The sequence below is a fragment of the Robiginitalea rubriflava genome (assembly GCF_052540725.1).
The window spans coordinates 227,980-250,771 of the sequence record NZ_CP199309.1 but is presented as its reverse complement, the minus strand read 5'-3'; the positions used below and the strand labels follow the sequence as shown (position 1 = coordinate 250,771).

Here is a 22,792-nt window from a genome sequence, read left to right as displayed (position 1 = left end):
AAAGGGGAAGAGCATAATCTGAGGGGTTATTCCCCTGGGCAAACTGTGATGGGCCATTGGTGTGGCTGGCAACCCTTAATATTTGTATGCAAATACGGGTTCGTCCAGGGATAGTGTTGATAAAATAAATCCGGATTGCGATCTCAGATTCTGCCTGAAACCTTATTTTTAAGGTCATTTCAAATGTTAAGCCATGTCTGAGACTTTTTCCGTATCCGTTGATGAAAACTGGAATTTTGACTTGTATCCTGAAGATGCCGCCGGCTTGGACCTGATTCAAACCGGCGCAGCCCGCTACCATTTAGTGGATGGGAATCAGTCCATGGCCGTGGCGATTCGAAATACTGATTTTTTAGCCAAATCATATGAAATCGAGATAAGGGGAAAGACCTATACCGTACGGCTTGCTGATACGCTCGATCAGCAAATCGGCAGCATGGGCTTCCGTAGCGGGAGCAATAAAGACATTTCCGAAATACGCGCCCCAATGCCCGGGCTGATCCTGGACATTCCGACCTCTGCGGGAGCGACTGTCAAAGAAGGCGATCCGCTATTGATCCTGGAGGCCATGAAAATGGAAAATGTTATTAGTTCCCCAAGGGAGGGAGTCATCAAAAAAATATGTGTAAACAAGGGGGCCGCCGTAGATAAGAAGGAGCTCTTGCTTGAATTCGAATAATAGTATCAGGCATGAAGAAGATTTTAGTTGCCAACAGGGGGGAAATTGCCATACGGGTAATGCGCACAGCGCGCCGGATGGGGATAGGTACCATCGCCATTTATTCAGAAGCAGACCGGGATGCCCCCCACGTGCGATTTGCGGACGAAGCAGTGTGTGTGGGGGAAGCCCCCTCTGCCAAATCCTATCTCAGGGGAGATCATATCATAAAAAAGGCCCTGCAGTTGGGCGCAGACGCCATTCACCCGGGTTACGGCTTTTTAAGTGAGAATGCCGGGTTTGCCAGGGCCGTTACAAAGGCTGGATTGATTTTTATAGGCCCCGGACCTGAGGCTATTAGAACCATGGGCGACAAGCTGGCGGCAAAGGAAGCGATTAAATCTTATGATATCCCCATGGTACCCGGAACAGACTACGCTCTTAAGGATGCCACCTCGGCCCTGGAAATTGCCAAATCCATAGGCTTTCCAATCCTGATAAAGGCGGCAGCCGGGGGTGGGGGAAAAGGCATGCGTATAGTAAACCGGGAATCAGAACTGAAGCAGCAAATTGAACGGGCCATGAGCGAGGCCCAGTCCGCCTTCGGGGACGGCTCTGTTTTTATCGAAAAATATGTGAGTTCCCCCAGGCATATTGAAGTGCAGGTCATGGCCGACACCCATGGGAATATCCTCCATTTTTTTGAGCGGGAATGCAGTATACAGCGCCGCCATCAGAAGGTAGTGGAAGAGGCCCCATCCTCGGTACTGAGCCCCGATCTTCGCAAGCGCATGGGGGAAGCGGCCGTTAATGTGGCCCGCTCCTGCGATTATGTCGGCGCAGGAACCGTCGAATTCCTGTTGGACGATGAGCACAATTTTTATTTCCTGGAAATGAATACGCGCCTGCAGGTGGAACACCCGGTAACCGAATGGATTACAGGGCAGGACCTGGTGGAATGGCAGATCCGGATCGCCAGGGGTGAACCGCTGAGCATGGCGCAGCAAGACCTGCAGATCCGGGGGCATGCCCTTGAATTGCGCGTTTATGCTGAAGACCCCCTAAACGAATTCCTCCCATCAGTGGGGACGCTCGAACGCTACCGCCTCCCCGTTGGAGAGGGTATCCGGGTAGACAACGGATTTGAAGAGGGCATGCAGGTACCTATCTATTACGACCCCATGTTGTCCAAACTGATAACCTACGGACGCGACCGGGATGAAGCCATACAACGCATGCTGGAGGCCATTGCAGCCTATGAGGTTAAAGGCGTATCTACCACTCTGGACTTCGGAGCCTTCGTTTGCAGACATCCTGCCTTCCGTTCCGGGGATTTCAATACGCATTTCGTTAAAGAACACTACAATCCTGAAACCCTGATGGAACAGCGGGCCAAAGAAGCAAAAATTGCGGCTGCTGTAGCACTGAAGCTATATCTGGAGGAAAAAAATAAGCTGAGAATTCCAAACCCATAAAGGATGAAAAAGAAAATTGAAGACCTGCAGGAACGCCTGAAAGCAGCTCATTTGGGAGGGGGCCAGAAGCGGATCGCCCGCCAGCACGAACAGAAAAAACTGACAGCCCGGGAACGGATCGCTTATTTGCTGGACGATGAGTCTTTTGAAGAGATGGGGGTGCTGGTCACCCACAGGACCACAGATTTCGGAATGGAGGACCAGCAATTCTACGGGGACGGGGTGGTAACCGGCTACGGAACTATCAACGGCAGGCTGGTGTATGTGTACGCGCAGGATTTTACGGTTTTTGGAGGATCCCTGTCCGAAACACATGCCGAAAAAATTTGCAAGGTGATGGATTTGGCCGTAAAAGTAGGCGCCCCTATCATAGGCCTTAATGACTCGGGGGGTGCCCGTATTCAGGAAGGGGTCCGCTCCCTGGGGGGATATGCCGATATTTTTTACCGCAACGTTCAGGCCTCTGGAGTGGTTCCGCAACTTTCAGCCATAATGGGTCCTTGTGCGGGCGGGGCGGTTTACTCTCCTGCCATAACGGATTTTATCCTGATGGTGGAAGAAAGCAGTTATATGTTTGTGACCGGCCCCAATGTGGTCAAGACCGTTACCAACGAAACGGTAAGCTCCGAAGAGTTGGGAGGGGCCAGCACCCATGCGGTAAAATCCGGGGTGGCCCATTGCACCTCCCCCAATGATGTGGCCTGTCTGGATGACCTGAAAACGCTCTTGTCTTACCTGCCTCAGAATAACACGGAAAAACCTCCTGTCAGGGATTATACCCTGGGGGATGAATTGCGCAGCGAACTGCAGGATATCATTCCGGACAACCCCAATAAGCCCTATGACATGCATGCGGTAATTCAGGGGCTTATTGACATGGATTCGTTTTTTGAGATACAGAAAGACTTTGCTGAAAATATCATAACGGGATTCGCTCGCATGGGTGGCGAATCCATTGGCATTATAGCGAACCAGCCGCTCTTCCTGGCCGGGGTTCTGGACAGTGACAGTTCACGCAAGGCAGCGCGTTTCACACGCTTTTGCGACAGCTTCAATATCCCTTTGCTCGTCCTGGTGGACGTTCCTGGTTTTCTGCCGGGAACCGACCAGGAGTGGTCCGGTATTATTATACATGGAGCAAAACTGCTTTACGCCCTGAGCGAGGCTACAGTGCCCCGTATTACCCTGATTACACGTAAGGCATACGGGGGTGCCTATGATGTAATGAATTCCAAGCATATTGGGGCAGACCTGAACTTCGCCTGGCCCAGTGCAGAAATTGCAGTTATGGGAGCCAAGGGGGCCAGCGAGATTATTTTCCGCAAAGAAATCAAAGCGGCTGCCGATCCTGAGGCGGAGCTGGCTGAAAAGGAAGCCGAATATGCCGCCAAGTTTGCCAATCCGTATCGCGCGGCCCAAAGAGGTTTTATCGATGAGGTGATCCTCCCAGAGCAAAGCAGGAGGAAACTCATCAAGGGTTTTGCTTCCCTGAGAAATAAGAAAGTGGAACAACCCCGTCGCAAACACGGAAATATCCCACTCTGATTCCCGGGATGCTTATATGCTGATTTATTTCAGATCTAAGGGTACAGCCAGTTTCCCGTTTAAGGAAGCCTGCCCCAGGAAATGCCTGGCTGCTTGCTCCTGGAAGGCCTCCAGATCCTGATAGACCAGCACAATCCCCGAGGTCTGGGAAACGCTTATTTTTTCCAGAAGATATGGGTTGCCGAAATGGTACAGCAGCACCTCGTATTTTTCAAGGATTTCTTTAAGGGTTTTGAAGGCTGCATCAGAAAAACCAAAATGCTCTTTGGGTTTGTAACTCGCAGGGTTAAGGGCCAGTAACACCTTACTGCCGGGAGGAGGCCATTGAAACGGATTGACGCTGGCATTATCCGGTAGAAATAATTGTTCTATGAGCTTGGAACTTTGTATCGCCTTTTCAAAAACCGGCAGGGCTTTCCCTGCTACTACCATATAAAATGGCCCCTCGCCAATTGTTTTTGGATCTTCGCCCGGTTTGTGAACCGGGCTGATGCATTGCCCGGCAAGTTTTGCCAGCAATTCGCCCGGAGCAAATGCGGGTGATATTATCGTTTTTTGAGGGTTAAAATGCGTTTTTTTTAAGTTCCAGACCCTTTTAAAACGTTCTTCTGCAAATTCAGCTGGCAGCCGTTTTTTAAGGTGTATTATGGCCTGTGGGATGTCTTCGGCAAAACACAGCAAGTCATTGCCTGCTTCCAGGGCTTTGAGGGCCAGCATTCCCGGTTCGGAATATAATGTACTGACCGCATGCATATTGAGGGCATCGGTTATTACAACCCCCTGAAAGCCGAGTTTCTGACGCAAGAGGTTTTCTATAAGTTCCCGGGATAAACTGGCCGGATTCCCGGAGGGGTCCAGGGAAGGCACGGCAAGATGTGCGGTCATAATAGCCGGAACACCCTCCGGGATCAATTTTTTGTAGGGGATAAGTTCCTCCTCTTCCAGTGCCGAAACTCCTTTTTGAATCAGCGGCAGGGCTAGGTGTGAATCCGTTGCCGTGTCGCCATGGCCGGGAAAGTGTTTCAGGCAGCTAAGGACTCCCCCGTCTATCAGCCCTCTGTGGATTTGAAGTGCTTTGCGAGCCACGCTTTCAGGCCGGGCCCCGAAGGAACGATAGCCAATAACTGGATTTTCGGGATTGGTATTTACATCCACAACAGGAGCCAGGTTCCAGTCAATTCCCAGTTCGCGACAGTCTTCTGCCATGCGCAGGCCCGTCTGATAGAGCAAGGGGTCGTTGTCTGAGAGGGCTCCAAGGGTTAAAGCATAGGGATAGGCCGTGCTGTTTTCAAGGCGCATGGCCAGGCCCCATTCTGCGTCAATGGCTACCAGCAGCGGGTAGGAGGCCGCTTTCCGGAACCGCTGTATCAGTTTTTTTAATATCTCCTTACTGGAAGCGTTAAAGCGTACCTTTTCAGAGCCTTCAAAATTGGCAGCCGCGCTGGCCCGGCTATGGAAAAAACAAATGGCTCCAATATGGTAGTCCTGTATGAGTGCCTCCAATTCACTGTGGGCTGCTTCCGTATCATTTACGAAGGCGGCGGGCATAAATAGCTGCCCCAATTTTTCTGCCAATGACAATTGGGTAGTTGCTACCCTATATTCTGGAAATTCAGACATCTGCATTGCTTTTTTTACCATAATCGGCTGGGTAGGTTATGGCTTTTGACAGGAGCAGTACCGGGATGGCAGCAGCCACAACCCAGATAAAAAAGCCGGTATATCCCAGCCATTGCTGTACATACCCGCTGATCATACCGGGCAGCATCATTCCCAGGGCCATAAAGCCTGTGGCAATGGCGTAATGAGCCGTTTTATAGGCCCCATCTGCTATATAAATCAGGTACATCAGAAAAGCGGCAAACCCAAAGCCATATCCAAATTGTTCTATCACTACGGTTGCAACTACTGCCCAGGTTTGATCCCACTGAAAGGCCGCCAACAGCGCATAGAGCACATTGGGTGCATTCAGGGCCAGGATCATGGGCAGCATCCATTTTTTAAGGCCATCCCGTGATATGAGAATCCCCCCGATTATTCCACCCAGTGAGAGGAAAATAACTCCGGCTGTACCATAAATAGTGCCCACCGCTTCTGTGGCGTACTCGAGCCCGCCTTCCGATCGGCTGTCCAGCAGGAAGGGAGAGGCCATTTTCACCAGTTGGGATTCGCCCAGCCGATAGGTCAGGATAAAGGCGAGGGCCAGTGCCATCCCCGGTTTTTCAAAGAATTTCCGGAAGACGGTAAGGAAGCCGGTATTATGATCGGCAACGCGCACCTCTTCATAATCCGGGCAACTAAACCAGTTGGCCAGGGTCAGCAAAAGCATCAGGAAAGCCGTGGCCGAGAGGGTTACGGACCAGGCCTTTGCATTATCGCCATAATAATTTTCCAGAAAGCCGGCAAGGATGACGATAAGGCCCTGCCCTGTAATCATGGCCAGTCTGTAAAAGGTACTGCGCACTCCCACAAAAAAGGCCTGCTTCTTTTCGCTTAGCGCGATCATATAATAGCCGTCTGAAGCAATATCGTTAGTGGCCGAGGCAAAGGAGGCCATCCAGAAACAAGCCAGGGATGTTGTCAGGAAAAGGTTGGTGGGCAGGCTCAGGCCTGCAGCCAGCAGGGCTACGCAAATCAGCAATTGCATGGAAAGGAACCATTTGCGTTTGCTGCTTTTCAGGTCAACCAGTGGGCTCCACAGGGGTTTTAAAACCCATGGCAGGTAGAGCCAGGAGGTGTATAAACCAATTTCCGCATTGCCGACCCCAAGTTGTTTGTACATGATTACCGAAACGGTAACTACCATTATATAAGGGAGGCCCTGGGTGAAGTAAAGTGTGGGCACCCACCACCAGGCCCGGGTATCTTTTGGGATCATTCAGGAATTTTGACCTAAAAGTATAAAAATAGGGGCGTAGTTCCTCGGATTCCTTGTGGCAGCTTTTCCAAAAACCGGACAGGAGTATCTGCCGGGTACCCCAAAAGCTACAAATGGTAGCGTACAAAACCCTCCATGGCCTCGTATTCTGCCATCCCCAGGTCATTGTAACGGGCAGCCGTTTCCTTGTTGCGCTGTTCTGCCCGCTGCCAGAATTCCCGTTCGTCATTGCCTGGGAACATGGCGCTGTCTTTTTGTGACTGATGCTTGAAAATCGCATTCTTTTTCCGCTCCATATCTTTCGGGCCAATAGGGACGGTCATTTCCATATCGGCAATGTCCCATTCCTGCCAGGCGCCGCGATAGAGCCATACATAGCAATCCTCCAGCCAGGCCGCCTGTTCTTTTTTCAACCGGTCCAGGGCCTTGTATATGATTTCCAGGCATACCCGGTGCGTTCCATGCGGGTCGGAGAGATCTCCTGCCGCAAATATTTGCTGCGGCTGCAATTCTTGCAGAAGTTTGTAGGTAATATCGATGTCGGCCTCGGAATAGGGTTTTTTCTTTACAGTACCCGTTTCGTAGAAGGGAAGGTTTAGAAAGTGGGCATTCTTTTCAGAAACACCGCAGTACCTGCAGGCAGCAAGGGCCTCCCCTTTGCGGATCAGGCCTTTGAAATTCTGGATTTCAGGACTGTCTACGGCTCCGGGGCTTTTCTTACTAAGAAATTCACGCACCTCCCGGAACTGTTTCTGCAGGGTTTTATTGTCTTTTTGGATGTCTGTGGCGAAGTCCAGAAAACGGATCACCTCATCATCAAAAACCGCAATATTACCAGAGGTCTGATAGGCGACATGCACCTGGTGCCCCTGATCGACCAGGCGCAGTAGCGTCCCGCCCATGGAGATGACATCGTCATCAGGATGCGGGCTGAAAATGAGGGAGGTTTTTGGATAGGGGTCTTTTCGTTCAGGTCGCTGGCTGTCATCTGCATTGGGTTTGCCGCCCGGCCAGCCGGAAATGGTCCGTTGCAGGTCGTTAAAAACCTTCAGGTTGATATGTTCAGCAGACCCGATCTCTGCAACCAGGTTCCCCATTCCATATTCATTGTAGTGTTCGTTGGTGAGTTTCAGAATGGCCGTATTGAGTTTTTGCGAAAGCCAGATTGTTGCCTTTTTAATCAGCCGGTCATCCCACTGGCATTCGGAAACCAGCCAGGGGGTGGCAACCCTTGTCAGGGAGGAGGCTGCTGCCCGATCCGTAATAACCTCACAGTGCGGGTGTCTCTGCAGGAAGGTAGCCGGAACGGATTCGCGCACCTTCCCTTCCACGGCTTGCTTTATAATATCAGCCTTTCCCTCCCCCCAGGCCATCAGGATAATGCGCCTGGCAGCCAGGATGGTCCCTACACCCATGGTAAGGGCCTTGGTGGGCACATTTTCCAGGCCAAAGAAGTCGCTGGCCGCGTCCAGGCGGGTCACACGATCCAGGCGTACCATTCGGGTAAGGCTGCTCAGGGAAGACCCGGGTTCATTAAAACCGATATGTCCGGTGCGGCCAATCCCCAGGATCTGAATATCCAGCCCTCCGGCTTTATGGATCTTTGCCTCGTAATCGCTGCAGTAATTTTTAACGTCTTCTTTCTCAAGGGTACCCTCCGGGATATGAATTTGTGATTTGGGGATGTCAATATGGTCGAATAGGTGCTCTTTCATAAAGCGGACGTAGCTGTGGATGGATTGGGGTTCCATGGGGTAGTATTCGTCCAGGTTGAAGGTTATAACATTCTTGAAACTCAGGCCTTCCTCTTTGTGAAACCTAACCAGATATTCATAGACACGCGTAGGGGTGGAGCCTGTGGCCAGCCCCAGAACAGCTTTCTTTCCCTGTTTTTTACGTTGCCGGATAAGCGCTGCAATTTCGTTTGCCACAAAAAAGGAAGCCGCATCGGACTGTTCGTAAATACGGGTGGGAATACGCTCGAATTTACGGGCTTCTTCTTCGGTTGGGATTAGCTGAGGGTCTGCTTGACTGAGCATAGGGCAATAATTAAAGATTAGTGCAGCAAAATTACATATAAAATTTAATATTTGCAGTTTATTGCAATATTAAATGCAATATATTGCAGTAATAAGAAAGTATTATCTTTGTATAAGCAATTTATGGCAGATTATGGAATTCACTATCTTTGTCAAAATTTAACATGCATGCTTAAGGAAGAACGCCAGCGGCTGATACTTTCAGAGGTAGAATTGCACAACCGGGTACTGCTTACCGACCTGGCAGATACCCTTGAGGTTTCTGTCGATACGGTCAGGAGGGATGTAAAGGAACTGGATATAGAACAGAAGCTGCGCAAAGTGCACGGAGGGGCAGTGTCTTTGGGCTTTACCTCACTGCCGGCTGTAAACAATAATGTCTATGCCCTGGAAGAGAAACGGCTGATTGCTGCCAAGGCCTTAGATCTGATCAAGGATGGGGGGGTGATCTTTCTGGACGGCGGAACCACCTGTCAGGAACTGGCCCGTATTATCCCGGAACGCCTTTCCCTGACCTGCTTTACAATAAGCCTTCCGGTGGCCATGTTACTGCTGTCCAAACCCAGGATAGAGGTCATCCTGATTGGAGGCACCCTTTCACGCGAGGCACAGATTACCTCCGGGGCCTCTGCCATTCACGGGCTTTCGGGGATACAGGTGGATTATGGATTTATCGGGACGGGCTATGTGGACGCCCTGCATGGGCTTACTGAGTTTGACTGGGAGGTGGTGCAGGTAAAAAAAGCGGTGGTACAGGCCTCCCGTAAAACCGTTTTGCTCTGTATCTCCGAAAAATTGAATTCCCAGCATCGCTACAAAAGTTGCGATATAGCTGCCATTAATACCATGGTTACGGAACTCCCTCCGGAGCACAACCGCCTGAATCCTTTCAGGGACTATCAAATACATATATTATAGGATGTCAGACTTTAGAAAAATTACAGAGCAATCTTCCCTTTACGACAATCTTGAAAATGAATCCGTACAGAGCCTGCTCGAAAAAATTAATACGGAAGACCAGAAAGTAGCCCTGGCTGTGGGAGCCTGCATCCCGGAAATTGGAAAGCTGGTTGAAGCCCTTGTTCCCAGGTTCCTCAGTGGGGGGAGACTGTTTTATATAGGGGCGGGCACCAGTGGCCGGCTGGGAATACTGGATGCCTCCGAAATTCCTCCTACTTACGGCATGCCGCATGACCGCGTTATAGGCCTGATTGCCGGGGGAGATTCCGCTATCCGGAAGGCGGTAGAACACGCCGAAGATGACCGGGAACAGGCCTGGAAAGATTTAAAGGCATTTAATATCGGACCAATGGATACAGTAGTGGGGATTGCCGCTTCCGGAACTACCCCTTATGTGCTGGGAGGCGTAGAAAAGGCTCGTTCGGAAGGCTTGCTGACCGCGGGAATTACCAATAACCCTGGTTCTCCCCTGGCTTTGGCGGCCGAGATCCCGATAGCAGTGGATGTAGGGCCGGAATTTGTAAGCGGCAGTACCCGTATGAAAAGTGGTACCTCCCAAAAACTGGTGCTGAACATGATTTCCACAGCCCTGATGATCCGGATAGGACGGGTTCAGGGTAACCGGATGGTACATATGCAATTGAGCAATAACAAGCTTATTGACCGGGGCACCCGGTATCTGATGGATAGTCTGGGGCTGTCATACGAGGCAGCCGGAAAAGCCCTTAAAAAATACGGTTCCGTGCAGGCGGCCCTGAGTTCTCTGGGAAAATAGCCCTAATTGCGCCCAATTTGGGCGACTTCAGCCTCGGTTACCATGGCCTCTTCGGTTTTGTTTCCGAGGCGGTTGCGGATATAATTCATGACATCAGCAACTTCCTGATCTTTCAGGCCCATCGGCATCATGGTATTGTCATAAGTGATGCCGTTCACTTCAATGGGGCCCCTTTGTCCGAATTTGATCCCCCGTATGCTGGCTGCCCTTTTGGACATGAGATAATCGGAGCCCGCAAGGGGCGGATATACCCCCTCAACCCCTTTGCCATCCGGCAAATGGCAGGTAACGCAAAAGTCCTGGTAGACTGCTGCCCCCCTTTCAATGCTTTTTGAAAGGGTTTTATCCTGTCCGTAAAGCATAGTAATAATTCCTGTACTGAAAATAAAAAAAAGCAGTCTTTTAAGCATATTTGGCATTTAGCCTTGCGGGACCAGGCGGTAAATGCCCTTCCCCTCTATAGCTACGTAGATAAAACCATCCGGGCCCTGGCGAACGTTGCGCACGCGGCCCATCCCGTCCAGGAGCTTTTCCCTTTTTACGACTGTGTTTCCATCGAGTTCCAGGCGTTCCAGATATTGGAAAGAAAGGGAACCTACCAGTAAATTGCCGTTCCAGTCCGGATACCGCTCTGAGGTAACAAAACACATACCGCTGGGGGCAATAGAGGGGACCCAATAGTGAATGGGCTGTTCGGTTCCTTCCATTTCGGTCTGATCCGTAATAGGGGTCCCACTGTAATTGATACCATAAGTCACCAGGGGCCAGCCATAATTTGCACCTTTTTTGACAATATTGATTTCGTCTCCACCCCTTGGGCCGTGCTCATGTATCCAGATCTCCCCGGTTTGCGGATGCCGGGCCATGCCCTGCGGATTCCGGTTGCCGTAGGTATAGATGGCAGGCCGGGCTTCCGGGCTATCTATAAAAGGATTGTCTGCAGGGATCCGCCCATCGTCGTGCAGGCGGTATATTTTTCCGCAGTCCCGGTTAATATCCTGCGGGTTTACATCCCGTTCCCCACGTTCCCCTATGGAAAAATACAGATACCCATCGCTGTCAAATTCAATCCGGGAACCAAAGTGCTGCCCCCGTATGGTATTGGGCCCTGCCTTGTAGAGCACCTCCAGGTCTGCTAACTGATTACCCTGTAAACGGGCTCGGGCTATGGCAGTGTTCCCGCCTTTTTCTGCTCCCTCGGGAGAGGCGTAGCTCAGGTATATCCAGCCATTCTCGGAATAGTCAGGGTGTAATTCAAGATCCATCAGCCCACCCTGCCCGCGGTTGTAGATTTCAGGCAGGTTGCCTATGGTAGTCTTTTGCCCGTCTTTAAAGCGGATAAGTTCCCCAGATTTTTCTGTTATCAGCATGCCGCCATCCGGCAGAAAAGCCATCCCCCAGGGAATTTGGAGGCCATCTACCACCAATTCGGCGGAAACCACCTTGTTTTCCGGGACATTTACCTTGTTTTCGGGGTCCTGGGCACAGGAAACAAAGGTCATTACAACGAAAAAACAGATACATACCATACTATTTCGCATATCAGATCGTTAAGATTTATAATGATTATGGGGTTTAACCCCCTAAAGATAAAGAGTTTTTATAAGTATATATAATTACACCGAAGACTAGTTGGGTTCCCAAATCCCGATTATTCTTACCACAAGTTTAACCTATGCTCCCGAAACGAACCAGGCATCTATGGTATGCCCTGCTGCTGATAGCTGTTGCTGTCATCAGTACTTCGGCAATTGCGAATGGTCCTATTCAAAGCCTGATCAGGGGATTTCACTATCTGCTCCCTGACAGTTTTGACAAGGATACTTCCGGGCCTGAGGCCGAAACACAGGATCCTTTTGGAATACAAACTTCCGGGGCCGACGCATTGACGGCTTCGGCGCCTATGTTTATGACCATCATCCAGAATGCGGATGAGGAAGTGGTTTGTAGCGACAACGGCTTTACGATTGCCCGCTTCAATCTCTGTGGGGATTTTGATGACCGTATCATCAGCGTTGCGGGGAGCCACAGTACCTACCAATGGCAGCAACTGGTCCCAACCGGGGCATGTACCTTCGACATCAATGAAGATTGTCCGCCCATTATCGGGAACGAGTGTAACACTTCCTGGCAAACTATTTCAGGGGCTTCCACCCTTACGCTCAATGCAGCTGGTATCCCTGCTTCCAGTGGAGCAGAATTCCGGGTCCGGGTAGACGGTGGTGCCTACTACTATTTCAAGGTTAAAAAGAGTACCATTACCCAAACCTTTGTTAAACGGGATTTTATTTGCGGTGTAGACGGTCGGATACAAATTACCAACCTTTCAAGTGCCTACGAATTCAGTATGGACAGCGGCAGCGGTTTCGGACCCTGGCAGTCTTCTCCCATTTTTGACGGACTGGCCCCTGGAACTTATATCGTAAAGGCCCGCCTGCGAAATACACCCAATACCTGTGAGTATCCCTACGCCCCCATAACGATTGACCAGCTCGATATCGATATCGATGTGGAGTTTGTGGATGCCCAGTGTTTCGGAGAAACCGGAAGTATTACAGTAACCGTGAATAACGTACCGGGCCCTTATAAATACACCCTGCTCGATTCAAGCGGGGTCCCGCAGGAATTTACCACCTTTATCCCCAACAATCCCTATACGTTTGCTGCAGTGGGCTTCGGCAATTACAGCATACAGGTAGAAACACAGCAATGTGCGGGAGACCCCGGGAACGGCATACCACCACCGCGGCAGGACCTCGACATAAACGGGAATCCCATCAGTATTGGAAACGGGCTGGTAGCCCTTTCGGCTTCCACTGAGGTGAATGAAAGCCTGAGCTCAGACCCGGCTTGTGGCGCCAATGATGCGGATATTATCGTCCGGACTTCGGGCGGGGCACCTCCCTACAGTTTTACGGTTAGTGACGGCGGGAACTCCGGTGGGACCTATGCCAGCCAGACCACCTATAATGTAACCGCTGCGGGAACTTACGACTTTACTATTACCGATGCCAATGGTTGTGTGATTACGGCAACCGCCAGCGTTGAAGAGCTTACTCCACCGGTAGTTTCGGCAACCGGGACCGACGGGGACTGTAACAGCGGGGCCCGTATCGATATCAATATTATAGATGCCAAGGGGTATAACCTCTTTTTCAGGGCAGATCCGTCTGACCCCTGGTCGGCCAACCCGGTACTAACGGTTCCGGACGGTACGTATAACAACATTCAGGTACGGTATGAGCAGGGCAGTTTTAGCTGTATTTATACACTGCCCGACAGTATTACTGTAACCAATATTGGGGCTATCAATGGATCTGCCGTAAAAATCCAGGATCGGGTTTGTAATGCTGCCGGAGGGGTTGACGGTGGTATTATCGAGTTCCAGGGGCCTTTTTCAGGTGGTTTCGGAAGCGGCTACGAATTCAGTATTGACGGGATCAATTTCAGTGCACAACTCACCTATAGCAACCTGGCACCCGGAGATTATACTCCAATTATAAGGGATGCCGGAGGGTGTCGCCTGGACCTGACTACCATTACCATCAACGATGTGGATCCGCCTACGGACATTAGTTTTGCCCAAAGTGCTATCAACTGTGCCGCCGGGACATCGGATGTTCAATTAAGCGTAACCAGCAATGCGGCCATCGTTTTATATGAAGTGATCAGCCCCGTAAGTATCAACAACGGAGGCAGCGATACCTTTGCAGGATTAGCCGTTAACACGGCCTATACTTTCCGTGTTACCGATGCCAATGGCTGTATGTATACAGAGAGTTTTACCCCGGCTGTGCTCAGTACCATTCGCGCCCGGGTTAAATCCGGAGGCGATACAAGGGTGTGTACCGGAGCTACCGATGGTGCGGGTACCTTTATAATAGATGGCTTCGATAACGCCTATACCTATAATATTAACGGGGGTCCTGAAAGCGCCCCGCAAAGTGCCCCGGAAGTGGACCTTCCCCCCTCCGGCGCCGGAAACTTTATCATTACGGTTACCGATGCAGATACGGGTTGTACGGATACGGCCAGCATCCTGATAGAAGAACCGCCCAGCCCACTTACTCTTACAGGTAATGTTACCGCCATGAGTTGTGCCAATGGCAATCTCGGACGGGTTGTTTCTACTGCCTCCGGCGGATGGGGTACCTACCGCTACACCTTGGAACTGCCCAACGGATCAACTATTGGCCCCAGAAGCGGGCGTACCTTCGGAAACCTGGGTCTGGCAGGGAACTATATCCTCTCTGTGGAAGATGCGGAAGGCTGTACGGCTACTTTCAACTTTAGCCTTACGCCCATAGATCCGCCAACCGTGAGCCTGGATGCAGCAGCATCGGACTTTTGTTACGTCCCCGGAACCGGGGCAACCCTGCAAGTGACTTCCACGGCCGGAACGGCACCTCTGGGCAGCCACCAATATCGTATTAATGGAGGACCGCTGCAGGCCAGCCCCGTATTTAGCGGGTTGACGCCCGGCAATTACAGCATTGAAGTGGAAGACGGCAACGGGTGTACTGATTTTGTAAACGTTACGGTTAACCCACAATTACGGGTGACCACCAATATTGATTCCGAAATCCCCTGTGGCGGGGCAGACGGAGGTATCAGCGTTCAGGTAACCGGAGGGTATCTTGCCGGGGCAGGCCCCAAACAATACGAGGTCAGTTCCGACAACGGAAGCACTTTTGGCGCTCCAGTCCCCCTGGGTGCAAATTCATTTGTATACAGCACCAATGTACCCGGAGATTATATTTTCAGGGTTACAGACAATCAGGGTTGTGTGGCGGAGTCTTCACCCATTACGCTCAACCCGCCGGCGAATATTGACCCTGCCAGTATAAATGTGGTTCCGGCCAGTTGCGGGGAAACCGATAACGCAATTGTAACGATTACTCCGGATGCCACCAGCGGTATTCCACCCTATGAAATAAGTTTTGATGGCGGGCCTTTTGGCGACCAGACTGTATTTTCCAACCTGATCGCCGGTCAGACCTATACCTATATTGTACGCGATGCCAGGGGCTGTGAAACGGTCCCAGCCTCTGTACTGATCCCGCTGGATGCCACCCCACCGCCAGATGCTACCGTAAGCCCGCTTACAGCCACCTGCTCCCTGGGGGTAGTGGAGGGAAGTGTACAGGTTACGTCCGTGGCCGGGGGAACGGCAGATTTTACCTATATCCTTCAAGACCAGTTTGGCAACGAACTAAGCAGGATCGGGCCAACTTCCAGTACTTCGGAGAGTTTTGACAACCTGGCACCCGGTATATATACTATAGTAACCCTGGATGCCCTGGGCTGCCGCGATGTGGATACGGTCACTTTAGACCAGACTACCGTGGATGTAGTTCCGGATCCGGTAGTGGCGCCCGTTTGTGCCGCTGGAGGCTTTACCAATACAGTTGAGATCGTAGGAGGGGTCGGACCCTTTGAAATCCGACTGGCAACAGATCCAAGCCCGCCTGTTCCTGTAAATAGCCCTCCAAGGAGACATACCTTTACAGGACTGCAGTTTGGGGTGACCTATACGGTTGAGGTAACTGATTTGGGAACCGGGTGTGTGTACCTGGATGAAATCCCTCCGGTGGATGGCCCTAATCCGTTGGATATTACCGCCAGTTCAACCCCCGGCTTCTGCGATGTAAACCGAAACGGCCAAATTCTTTATACCATTGATGGCTTTACTCTGGGGGCCACCCTCTTTGTGGAATTGCTGAATAATGATGACGGCACCCGGATCCCGCTTGAAACGGTAACCCCCGGAGCTGTACCTTATTCCAATAGCTATGAGTCCCTGCCTGCCAATTACCAGGTAATTGTTACAGACCTATCGAATGACTGTACGGATGCAGTAGCCGTTACCATAGACCAGAATACCCCTTCAATCGATATTCTGGCCGAAGAGCCAGCGAATTGTAACGCCTTTGGGCAGTTTACCGTACGTGGTTCCGGAGGGGATGGTGGCCCTTATATGTATGCCTTTATGGACAGTGGCGTGTCTCCGACCCCTGGCGATTATAGCTCGGAAACCACCTTTGTGGGAGCAGCCGGGGCTTATGATGTCTATGTTATGGACAGCAGCGGCTGTACCTCATTTGCCATTGCCCAGATCATTAACCTGGATCCGGATCTTCCACCTCCAACCATTTTGGTGGATAACCAGTGCGATATTACAGCCACTTCTTTCCAGATCACCGTAAGTATGCCGGCTACCGTAGATACCCCCCGTTTTACACTGGGTGGGGTGACACTGCTTACCAACCCGGCCACCTTTACGGTAAGTTCGCCCGGGGATTATACCATTGATGTAATCGATGCCAACGGTTGTACCAGCCAGGGAATCGCAACGGTATATGAATTCCTGACAGCATCAGGAGATTTCACCACACAACCCAACTGTTTGAACAGTGACGGGGAAATCACTATCAATACGATAGGCGGAAGCGGGGATTTCACCTTTGAACTGCGCACCGGGGCAGGCGCCTATATTACGGACAATACCAGCGGGATCTTTAGCGGATACCCCGCAGGTGATTACGAAGTATTGGTCACAGACAACCTGGTGGCAGACCTTTCCGGGAACTGTACCTTCCTGGTAGACAATATAACGCTGGATCCACCGGTTCCCCCGGTTATCAATACCGTACTGGATGCGGATATCTCCTGTTTCGGGGCAAATGACGGCAGTATTGACGTGCTGTTGCAGGCGGGTACCGATGTGGATAACCCCCTGGTATATACGCTTTACGATGCGGGAACGGCAAATATCGTCCAACAGAATAACTCCGGTTCCTTTACCAACCTGGCCCCTGGTTTCTACGATGTAACCGTGGTAAGTAGCCGAAATTGCGAGGACCGGCAGGACAATATCGAAATATCGGAACCCCAGCCGTTTTCCATTACGGCCAGCGCTCCGGACTTTGCCTGTGAGCCGGGTGCAAACCGCTATAGCTCCACTATTATTACCGTTTCTATTGTGGATCCGGGAACGGCAGTGGGCGGGTACCAGTACAGTATAACCGGCTTTTCGAATTATCAGAGTGCGAACACTTTTGAAATAATCGACAACGGATCGCCTCAGAATATTACGGTATATGCCATAGACGGGAATGGTTGCCAGGACCAGTTTACGCTGCCGACCATTAATCCCCCCACCGATGTGGTACCAACCTTAACGGTGGAACAACTACTCACCTGTACGCTGGACGAACGGGTACGAATTGATGTGGTCGGGACTACTGACTTCACGGTTTCCCTGGTAAACGGCCCGGTTGCCCTGGCACCGGTTACCAATACCCCCGGCGACTCTTTTGTTACCATTGACCTTCCGGTTGCAGGAGGCTATTTACTGGAAATCACAGATAATATTGAGGGCTGTAGCTATCCACTACCCTTGCATGAGGTAATAGACCCGATTTATCCGGTGGTATCCATCAGCGAGGCCAACCCCGTGAGTTGTGCGGTACCCGGAAACGACGGAGCACTCTTTATAGAAGTAACCGACTATACCGGGGTATACAATTATCAGGTATATCAGGTAGACAGTTCCGGAAACCGCATTATGCCTGCGGTAAGCAGTGGCAGTTTTGATACGAATAATTACCCGGATGTTAGTGGGGATCCTGCCCGGATCACCGGTCTTACGGGTGGAAACTTTATAGTAGACATCGTTTCTGCAGACAGCCCGGGCTGCCCGGCTGAAAGTAATGTTGCAACCGTACGGGCACCCAACGGCCCACTTGTGCCTGCAGCTGTGGAAGAAGGGAATGTTAGCTGTAACGATAATATGGGAATTATTGTGGCCTCCGCTACCGGCGGTTGGGACACTGCCCCTTATGAATATCGATTATTACAGGATGACGGCAGTGGGACCTTCATTGAAATTGTGGCCTTCTCCAACGCAGATCGTTTCCAGAACCTGAGCAGCGGGGATTACCGCGTGGAAGTTCGGGATATTGAAGGCTGTACACAAACCGCAGACATTAGCCTGAATCCTATTGATCCTATTTTAGTCGGGATACGGGAGCCTGTGGCCCTGGTTTGTCCGGGAGGTAATAATGCGGTTCTGGAGGCCTATGACCCTGCTACAGGAGATGCTATTACAGGTCTTCCGGGAGCATCCGGAGGGGTACCCGGAGCCGGTTACAAGTACCAGCTCATTTATTTGGGCAGCAACAATATTGCAGATGAGTTATCCCGAAGTGGTTTACAGGACACCCCTACTTTTATCGGTAGCTCCGGTGCCGGGTACATCAGTACGGGCTGGTATGCCATAGAGGTTTCTTCCAGCTATTCCTGTGTAGGGGTAACCGCACCCTATTTCGTGGATCCGCCCCCGCCAATTAATCCTACTCTGGTACAGGTGCAGGCTCCCGGTTGTGGGGGTATGGGTGAAATGCGCCTGAGTATACAAAATCCGGAACCCGGCTTTGATTACGAGTACCGCCCGGTTGGTTCCCTGCCTGCGGATCCCTTTACATCGATGGGCCCTGGCGTTACATCGGTACTGATATCAGGAGGCCCTGGCTTCTATCAGTTTGAGGTCCGCAAAATTAATGCAACCAATACCTGTGATGTGGTAAACTCCAACGGACTTACCCTGATCGATGCCCAAAACCTGGACCTGGTAGTAAACCTGCCGGATGATATCTCCTGTTCCAATGAACTGGACGGACGGATTGAATCCTTTGCCTCAGGTGGGGTGGGGAACAATAGTTTTATGCTCTTTGACGGAGATCCCGGCCTGGATCCCTTTAATCCCCTGGCCTCAGCTACAATCGTGCGCGGGCCACAGCCTGACGGAACCTTTGAGGGGCTCTCTGATGGAAATCAATACTATGTTACTGTAACCAGTGGCAGTACCTGCGGGGACGTGGAGGGGCCATTTACCATCGTGAGACCCGACCCCATTTTGTTCACGGCAACGGCAACCCCTGTATCCTGTGCCGGGGAAACGGATGGCAGTATTACTATAGAAGTGAACAGTGGCGGACAGGGACTGTTGCAGTTTGCCATAGAACCGAATTTCAACGAATTCTTTAGTGACCCGACCACTCCCGGGCAGTACACCTTTACCGATCTGGAAGGAGCACCTTTCCCGGGAAGGGAGTATGATATCCTTATTCAGGATGAACAGGGATGTTCAGAGGTTACAACCATTTCCGTGGTAGAGCCACAGCCTCTGCAGGCAAGTTTCACTGCCAGCCCTGAGACCTGTCTGGGTTTTGCAGATGGATCTGCCCAGGTCACCATTACCGGGGGTACCCCTTTTGTGGATGGAGTAGGGGTGCAATACTATGAAACCAGTCTGGATTCTTCGGCAGATACGGATTATGTCCGCAATGACGCTTTATTCTACGATAATCTCTCCGGGGGTCAATCTTATGTGGTCTTTGTCCGTGATGCCAATGGCTGTACCACCAATGTGGTGATTCCGATCGATATTGGAGTGGAACTGGCAGCAGAGCCTGTTGTAGAGTACGGATGCCAGGGAATATTTCCATTCAATACAGTGCGAATTGAAATGCAGGATAACAGCGTACTGCCGGATGTGCTCTTTGCACTGGATCCGGTAGATCCTACAGATGCTATCACCGCCCAGGCCGACACTATTCGTAACTGGGGCGATCTGCCAGCCGGAGACCATACCGTATACCTGTATCATTCCAACGGCTGTACGTCCTTTGTAGAATTTACCATAGAAGATTACCAGCCCCTGGTATTGGATGCCATGCAAACCGGGCCTGATGAAATTACGGCTACGGCTACCGGAGGCTTTGGAGGATACGAGTACTTCTTCCAGGGTGATTCTTATGGTGCCAACAATGTTTTTAATATCAACTATGACGCCACTGTAAATATCAGGGTGGTAGACCAGCAGGGATGTGAGGTAGAAATCGCATTCCCATTTGACTTTGACGGCATGGTAGACTTCCCGAACTTCTTTACTCCGGATGGTGATGGGATGAACGATGAGTGGTTCCCCAGAAACCGCGAATTTTTCCCGAATATTGAAGTGATTATCTATGACCGTTACGGAAGGGTGGTTGCCCGCCTGGACCAGGTAACGAAATGGGATGGTACCTATGAAGGGAAAGAAGTACCCACCGGGGACTACTGGTATGTGGTTAACGCCAACGACAACGAAAAACAGCAGTATGTAGGGCATTTTACCCTTTACAGATAAGGGTATAACAAGCGGAGCATGTGTTAGAGCCGGTCTGTTGCAATTTACAATGGGCCGGTTCTTTTTTTTGGCAATCCCTGATTTAAAATAGAAACTGTAGGAAGAAACTAATTTTAGTTGCCGTGCACTTCAAGCATTTCCTGCTCATTTAAAAGACGGGTAACCAGATAGATGGTGTCGAAAGTCTTTCCGAACTCCTTGCTTTCAAATTCGGTTTTCAGAAGTGCTTCCCTGTAGTAATATTCTTCACCCGGGGCAACTTCCCGGTATCCGGTTGAAATCCAGAACTCCCTTTCTTCTTCGCTAACCAGCAGGTATATGTATTTGTCCGTGGGTATAGTCTCTTTAATAAGCACTTTATGCAATTCATTACTGAGGCCATCCAGGGAGATATGTGCAACATTGGATTTTACAGGAAAAGGGCCGGCTTCTTTTGGATTATCCTTACAGGATAAAAGAAGTGCCACAGGCAGAAAAAGCAAAACTATTTTTAAGCGATTGAAGAACATCATAAATTTTCAGGTTTAATAGTGCGAAAAACCAATCGGAAGATACACCACTACAGTTCCACTTCATTTGCTATGAGCTGATCGATTAATTTCGGCCGCACTTCTTTATGTGGGTATTTGATTAGCTTTCGCATTAATCGGTCGGATTCTGCAGAAACTCTTTTGACAGCTTCTTTTTCAGATGTTGCGTGTAAATACTCCTCCAGCCTGCTTTCCAGCAGTAGTTTATACTGGCCTAACACCGCCCTGAGAGGAGCTTCCCGAAACCAGTTATTATATTCCTGAAGCGCCTGTTCAATGATCCCTTCTACACTCCTTATGGCAGCCCTCCGTTTTTCCTTTGTTTGTTGCAGGTCTACAGAGAGAGAATCCAGGTCATAGAGGCTAAGGCCGGATACCCTTTTAAGATTACTGTCAATATTGGCTGGCAAAGCCAGGTCTATTAGCAAGCGCTTGTCAGTATTGGGGTTTATGCTATGAATCAGGTGGTGCTGATTGCTTACGGCACTGATGATGACGTCAAAACCATCGAATGTATTGCTTAGAACCTTTTCCCAGGGATAGAGTTTTAAATGGAATTTGTCGGCTAATTTTTGTGCATTTTTTTGGGTGCGGTTGCTCAGATAAATTTCACTAAATCCAAAACTATTGTTATACTTCAGCAGTTGCCTTGCAATATCGCCTGTCCCGATCAGTAAAATGCGAACGGGCCTCCTGGATGACAAGCGATTAAAATGATCCCTTACTACTTTGAGAGATTTATAGGCCATTGAAGTGGTACCATTCCTGAAGGTAGTTTCGTTGCTGATACGCTTGTGGCACTTAAATACGGATTGCATGGCCCGTTCCAGCAAGGAACCCTGCAGATTTTGACTCATACTTAGTTGGAATGCCTTTTTGATCTGGTTTAAAATTTCTGCATCACCCAGCACCTGTGAAGAAAGTCCTGAAGATACCTCCAGTAAATGCCGGACCACATCCATTGTATCATCGCCTTGTTGAAAAAGCGATTTTGAGGCTTCAGGATCTGAAACACCCCTGGATTCGACAAAAAAGTCCCGAACTTCTGCGGCTTTGGTGGTTTCGGATTCAAAATAAAACTCTGTCCGGTTACAGGTCACCAACAGGAACAGCCCGGAAATGTCTGGAAACAGTTCTTGTATATGCCCCATCAATTCCAGCTTTTCCTCCTCAGGCACAAAGAATTGCTCGCGCACCTGAATGGTGGCTGTTTGGTGAGATATACTTATAAAGTGAACGGATTTACTCATATTTGATTTTACTAATAAAGCAATACAAAGGCTTCTTCCCTATGACAATTGTCATAAAGTGCAAAAACCCTGAAATTGGAGGGCTATTCTTTAAGAGTCCGCATATGGTTTACAATCAGCCATCGGTCTTCGTCATCTGGAATCTTTTTAGTGAATTCGGGCATGTCGTCCCTCCCAAAACTGGTTTTATAAAAAAGTTCCCCATCTGTCTGCTTTTGAAATTCCGATGAAGAAAAGTCTCCAAGGTCACCGGTTAAATCATCTGCCTTTGGGCCGTCTCCATATCCTTCTGCGCCGTGGCATGATTTACAATGCTTGGAATACAGGTTTTTGCCTATGGCCTTGTTTTCTGAATCTGAGGCATCAGTAGGATTTTTTTTGTTTTTATACTCTGCAGGCACTACCCATTTTTCCTGGTAATCATTTGTAAATGAATAGACCCCAAAACAGAATACGCCTAACAATGCGATTAATAAGATTTTTTTCATGG

The 22,792-nt window shown here is 50.2% G+C and carries 14 protein-coding genes; 6 read left to right on the top strand and 8 right to left on the bottom strand.

Annotation, left to right across the window (positions count from 1 at the left end):
- Nucleotides 1-193 precede the first annotated feature (193 nt).
- Genes ACT6NU_RS01120 through ACT6NU_RS01110 form a run of 3 tightly spaced genes read left to right on the top strand, consistent with a single transcriptional unit; the run spans nt 194 to nt 3,678 of the window.
- Nucleotides 194-679, top strand: a complete 486-nt coding sequence (locus tag ACT6NU_RS01120) for an acetyl-CoA carboxylase biotin carboxyl carrier protein subunit (protein ID WP_445382621.1) — start codon at nt 194-196, stop codon at nt 677-679.
- 11 nt (nt 680-690) lie between these two features.
- Nucleotides 691-2,133 carry an acetyl-CoA carboxylase biotin carboxylase subunit gene (accC, locus tag ACT6NU_RS01115; protein WP_445382620.1) on the top strand — a complete coding sequence of 481 codons (1,443 nt, stop codon included), beginning with the start codon at nt 691-693 and terminating at the stop codon, nt 2,131-2,133.
- Between the two features lie 3 nt (nt 2,134-2,136).
- Nucleotides 2,137-3,678: an acyl-CoA carboxylase subunit beta gene (locus tag ACT6NU_RS01110; protein ID WP_445382619.1), complete on the top strand. Its 1,542-nt coding sequence runs from the start codon at nt 2,137-2,139 to the stop codon at nt 3,676-3,678.
- Between the two features lie 24 nt (nt 3,679-3,702).
- On the opposite strand, the gene ACT6NU_RS01105 is transcribed toward ACT6NU_RS01110, so the two are convergent.
- The 3 genes from ACT6NU_RS01105 to nagB form a co-directional block, all read right to left on the bottom strand.
- On the bottom strand, nt 3,703-5,298 hold the full coding sequence (locus ACT6NU_RS01105; RefSeq protein WP_445382618.1) for a glycoside hydrolase family 3 protein: 1,596 nt from the start codon (nt 5,296-5,298) through the stop codon (nt 3,703-3,705).
- A complete protein-coding gene (locus tag ACT6NU_RS01100) occupies nt 5,291-6,556 on the bottom strand; it encodes an MFS transporter (RefSeq protein WP_445382617.1) in 1,266 nt (421 codons plus the stop codon). The genes ACT6NU_RS01105 and ACT6NU_RS01100 overlap by 8 nt, the downstream gene beginning before the upstream one ends.
- A gap of 107 nt (nt 6,557-6,663) precedes the next feature.
- The gene (nagB, locus tag ACT6NU_RS01095; RefSeq protein WP_445382616.1) at nt 6,664-8,595 is read right to left on the bottom strand and encodes a glucosamine-6-phosphate deaminase; all 1,932 of its coding nucleotides are present in this window, start codon (nt 8,593-8,595) and stop codon (nt 6,664-6,666) included.
- 168 nt (nt 8,596-8,763) lie between these two features.
- Here nagB and ACT6NU_RS01090 point away from each other — a divergent pair, with 168 nt between their 5' ends.
- Nucleotides 8,764-9,513, top strand: coding sequence for a DeoR/GlpR family DNA-binding transcription regulator (locus ACT6NU_RS01090; protein ID WP_445382615.1), 750 nt, complete (start codon nt 8,764-8,766; stop codon nt 9,511-9,513).
- Nucleotide 9,514: 1 nt separating this feature from the next.
- A complete protein-coding gene (locus ACT6NU_RS01085; protein ID WP_445382614.1) occupies nt 9,515-10,330 on the top strand; it encodes an N-acetylmuramic acid 6-phosphate etherase in 816 nt (271 codons plus the stop codon).
- 2 nt (nt 10,331-10,332) lie between these two features.
- Here ACT6NU_RS01085 and ACT6NU_RS01080 read toward each other — a convergent pair whose 3' ends face one another.
- Both ACT6NU_RS01080 and ACT6NU_RS01075 read right to left on the bottom strand, forming a co-directional pair.
- The gene (locus tag ACT6NU_RS01080) at nt 10,333-10,740 is read right to left on the bottom strand and encodes a c-type cytochrome (RefSeq protein WP_445382613.1); all 408 of its coding nucleotides are present in this window, start codon (nt 10,738-10,740) and stop codon (nt 10,333-10,335) included.
- A gap of 9 nt (nt 10,741-10,749) precedes the next feature.
- Complete coding sequence (locus ACT6NU_RS01075; RefSeq protein ID WP_445382612.1) at nt 10,750-11,871, bottom strand: PQQ-dependent sugar dehydrogenase; 1,122 nt, start codon at nt 11,869-11,871, stop codon at nt 10,750-10,752.
- Between the two features lie 134 nt (nt 11,872-12,005).
- Between ACT6NU_RS01075 and ACT6NU_RS01070 the strand changes: the two genes are divergently transcribed.
- Nucleotides 12,006-20,522, top strand: coding sequence for a T9SS type B sorting domain-containing protein (locus ACT6NU_RS01070; protein WP_445382611.1), 8,517 nt, complete (start codon nt 12,006-12,008; stop codon nt 20,520-20,522).
- 113 nt (nt 20,523-20,635) lie between these two features.
- Here ACT6NU_RS01070 and ACT6NU_RS01065 read toward each other — a convergent pair whose 3' ends face one another.
- From ACT6NU_RS01065 to ACT6NU_RS01055, 3 genes are all read right to left on the bottom strand, one after another.
- A complete protein-coding gene (locus tag ACT6NU_RS01065; protein WP_445382610.1) occupies nt 20,636-21,034 on the bottom strand; it encodes a hypothetical protein in 399 nt (132 codons plus the stop codon).
- A gap of 47 nt (nt 21,035-21,081) precedes the next feature.
- A complete protein-coding gene (gene hemA, locus ACT6NU_RS01060; RefSeq protein WP_445382609.1) occupies nt 21,082-22,302 on the bottom strand; it encodes a glutamyl-tRNA reductase in 1,221 nt (406 codons plus the stop codon).
- Between the two features lie 83 nt (nt 22,303-22,385).
- On the bottom strand, nt 22,386-22,790 hold the full coding sequence (locus ACT6NU_RS01055; RefSeq protein ID WP_445382608.1) for a c-type cytochrome: 405 nt from the start codon (nt 22,788-22,790) through the stop codon (nt 22,386-22,388).
- Nucleotides 22,791-22,792 lie beyond the last annotated feature (2 nt).